The sequence below is a fragment of the Kosmotoga sp. genome (genome assembly GCF_982836095.1).
This window is the reverse complement of sequence record NZ_CEYIHJ010000132.1, coordinates 1-3,661: the sequence shown is the minus strand read 5'-3', so window position 1 is coordinate 3,661 and position 3,661 is coordinate 1. Positions and strand designations below refer to the sequence as shown.

At 40.3% G+C, this 3,661-nt stretch carries 4 protein-coding genes; 3 read left to right on the top strand and 1 reads right to left on the bottom strand.

Going from position 1 to position 3,661, the window contains the following annotated elements; genetic code table 11:
- The coding region (gene feoB / locus AC3LHT_RS08395; RefSeq protein WP_488662571.1) for a ferrous iron transport protein B at window positions 1-1,004 on the top strand (1,004 nt) is incomplete at its 5' end.
- Window positions 1,005-1,076: 72 nt separating this feature from the next.
- On the opposite strand, the gene AC3LHT_RS08390 is transcribed toward feoB, so the two are convergent.
- Entirely contained in the window at window positions 1,077-2,090 is a 1,014-nt protein-coding gene (locus AC3LHT_RS08390) for a protease inhibitor I42 family protein (RefSeq protein ID WP_290646436.1), read from the bottom strand.
- A 135-nt stretch (window positions 2,091-2,225) separates the two neighbouring features.
- Between AC3LHT_RS08390 and AC3LHT_RS08385 the strand changes: the two genes are divergently transcribed.
- Together AC3LHT_RS08385 and AC3LHT_RS08380 are read left to right on the top strand one after the other, a co-directional pair.
- A complete protein-coding gene (locus AC3LHT_RS08385) occupies window positions 2,226-2,693 on the top strand; it encodes a hypothetical protein (RefSeq protein WP_488662570.1) in 468 nt (155 codons plus the stop codon).
- Window positions 2,694-2,773: 80 nt separating this feature from the next.
- Window positions 2,774-3,661: radical SAM protein (locus AC3LHT_RS08380; RefSeq protein ID WP_488662569.1), on the top strand; the 888-nt coding region annotated here is incomplete at its 3' end.

Here is a 3,661-nt window from a genome sequence, read left to right as displayed (position 1 = left end):
CTGTCCCAAACGCCACTTTAGCGTCTTTTCTAGCAGATGGGGTAATTGGTGGAGTGGGTTCAGTATTGGTGTTTGTTCCTAATATTTTTATCCTCTTCCTGTTAATAGCGATATTGGAAAACATTGGCTACATGGCTAGAGCTGCCTTTGTCATGGATAAAGTGATGAATTCGATAGGTCTTTCCGGGAAATCGTTTATTCCCATGATTTTGGGTTTTGGCTGTAATGTACCGGCAATTATGTCAACAAGAACGATAGAAAAAGAAGATGACAGAATTATCACGGCTATCCTAAACCCACTGATTCCATGTTCAGCAAGAATCCCTATTTTCCTCGCATTTGCAGGAACATTTTTCCCTTCACACCAGGGATTAATCGTCTTTTCCATGTACATTATAGCGATTACCTTAATGGTTGTTTTGGCCAAGGTGTTGAAATCAACCATATTCAAAGGGGAACCGGCTCCTTTTGTTATGGAGTTGCCTCCTTATAGGGTACCAGGTTTTTTGCAGGTTAATACCGAGGCATGGAAACGAACATCGCTTTTTGTGAAGAAAGCTGGAACGTTTATATTTGCTGCTGTTATTATAATTTGGTTGCTCGCTTCATTGCCAGCAGGTGTAGACTATGCTTCAAAGGATAGCTACATCGGGCTGATGGGAAGAGCTATCGCTCCAATATTTGAATTTAACGGATTTGGGAATTGGCAAAGTTCCGTAGCTTTAATGTTTGGGTTTCTTGCTAAAGAGGTTGTTGTAGGAACCCTTGGGGCTCTTGCTGGAGGTGCTGAGAATTTGGGAAATTTGCTTTCAACCCTTTTTACGCCATTATCGGCATATTCGTTTATGCTTTTCAGTCTTTTATATGTCCCATGTGTAGCCTCTCTAGGAGTTCTTGTAAGAGAAGTTGGAATGAAATGGACAATTTTCTCCGTGATATTACTGGTTTCATTGGCATATTTTGTTTCTATGGCATTCTATCTTGTTGGATCGATTTTTGTCTGAAAACAAGGCAAGCTAAAAACTTTGTATGCAAATTACTAACCCCCGCTGTTTGCGGGGGTTAGTAATTTAGCGTCATTTCACTTGAATTGTGTAGGTCAGGCTTTCGATTGCCGAGTTTTCACCCTCCCAGCCTCGATATTTTTTCAGCGTGAGCGCAACTTTTCCGGGCTTAACAGCCTTGATAAACCAGCTCACTTTTGAAGGGGCTCCAACAACTCCCGGTGGGGCTTGGGTTGTTACAGTTTTTGATGAGATTTCTACAATACCTTCTTCGGAAAGCTTCAAGTGCCATGTGAATCCGGTTGAGGCATTTTCTTCAAGGGAAAGTATCACTGTTTCGCCAACATTCAATATATTTGTACCCTTTTTGAGCTCTTTGATTTTTGCCCTCTCCTCTCCACTTTCAACCCTGATGCCAATGAAGTGCTCTTCAATGCTATTTTCATCAGTGCTTTTTTTCAATTGAAAAGCAAGCAAACAAATGCCGGGGTTTATCGTTTTGAATTTCCAGACCTTTATGGAAGGTTCACCGGGTATTTTTCCCGATTTCACAATCAGTTCCTCACTGAGGGAAAGAACCTCAGGATTGGAATTGAAAAGGTGCCAGAAATACCCTGTCGAGGGGTTCTCATCAAGACTTACCGATATCTCATCCCCTAAGTACACAACATCACTGCAATCTTCCAAAATCCTTTCGCCGGGAACCTCTTCATTTTTTTCTACTATAATATTGAAAACTCTTAGGTCTACAGCCTTTTCTTTTCCTTCCCATGGTCTGTAAAGCCAGAAGATTAGAGTGGCTTTGCCTGTTTTCACAGGCTTAAATACCCATTTTACATTTACCGAAGCTCCTACCACTGTTGATTCTGAAGAAGGCTCTATTATTTTATCCTGAAATACGATATTATCAGAGCCAAAGATTTCAAACTGCCATGAATAACCCGTCGAAGGATTCTCCATGAGTTCAACCACCGCGGTGTCTACAAGCCCTATAATGTTTGAAGTTTCCTTTGTTGTATATACCGAAGAAAAGGCAAAGGTGGTACAAATTACCATCACAAACAGGAATAAATATGCTTTTTTCATATATCCACCCCCATTTTGTGACTTATAAGGCAACTATGTAGTTCATTTTAGTATCTTTGTTTAAAATTTCACAAGTTCAAAAACGGATGTGATATTATGAAATATATATGCGGATAATACGAAAGGGGGAGAAAAATGAATAAGGGACAAACCAGTATGACGATAGTATTTGGTCTGATACTCATAGTCATGGGCGTAGTATTTATCTTTTTCCCGCAGTTCGGCTCAAATTTCTGGCTTCTTTTTATCTGGCTACCGGGGATAATAATGGAAGAAAGAGGTTTGCACAATCGTATTTCAGGACTATTAGTCCCTGCTGGTGTAATATTGACAACTGCCGCCATTTTAACTATCGAGGTACTCTTCCCGGGTTTTACAACAGCAGGCGGTTGGGCACTTTACATTTTTGCTCCAGCTTTTGGGTTGCTCCAGCTATATCTTGCTGAGGGCAGAAAAAATAACGGACTCCTCTTTCCCATTGGAATTTTGAGCATTTTGTCAGCCGCTTTTCTCATATCGAATTTCACAAATCTGGGTACAGGAATGGTTTTTGGCATAGTATTAATTGCTTTTGGAGCTTTTATGCTCATAAAGAGAAAATAGTTTCTAATGCACGGATACATTCTTATATTCTCAGGTGTAAACTTTATTTAGAAACCCCTAATAACTAGAAGGTCTTTTTGATGTTTGAATTTTTGAAGTTGTATGCCAAATTGTCTGTTAAGCCTTCAAAGGATATTGGCTTAACGAGCTACGTTTTTCCTTCCGAAACAATCGGTTTATATTTGCATGTGCCGTTTTGCAGACATTTTTGCGATTTTTGCCCTTATCACAAGTTAAAATACGATGCTGTCCTTGCAAGAGAGTACGTAGATCTTGTCAGGAGAGAGTATTTGTTACATGGAAGGAAGCAGTTTAACTCACTGTACATCGGCGGAGGTACTCCTTCAGGAGACCTGGAAGTCCTTAAAAATCTGCTGAGCTTTCTGCATGAAAATGTCTCAGGCGAAATCGCTCTCGAAGTTCACCCGCTTGATGCTTCTGTTGAAAAACTAAGGGAAATGAAAGCACTAGGCGTGAATTATATCAGCTTGGGTGTTCAATCTTTCAACGATGCAGTGCTCAAACATTTTGGCCGGGATCATACTGCAAAGGATAATTTTCTCGCTTTAGCAAACGTTCTTGATGCGGGCTTTGATTTCATCGACGTAGATCTGGTCTTTGACCCGTTAAGCTTTTCGGGCAAAGCTGCACAGAGCGATCTGGAAAAAGTTATGAAGCTCTCACCACAACAGATTTCTGTATATCCCATGATGCGTTTTTCATATACGAAGTTTAGAGATACGCGAAACAGTAGCCGAAGAGAATTGATGATATTTGATAAATTAGATGAAATTGCAGAAAAAAACGGTTACAAGAGAGACACTCTTTGGACTTATCTGAGAAAAGATTTGAACAGAAGGTATACCTCAGTTGCCAGAGAGTTTTATCTCGGTCTGGGGCTTAGTGCTTCCACATATACAGGAGAATTGTTTGCCACAAACACCTTTTCGCTGGCTCGTTATCGTGAA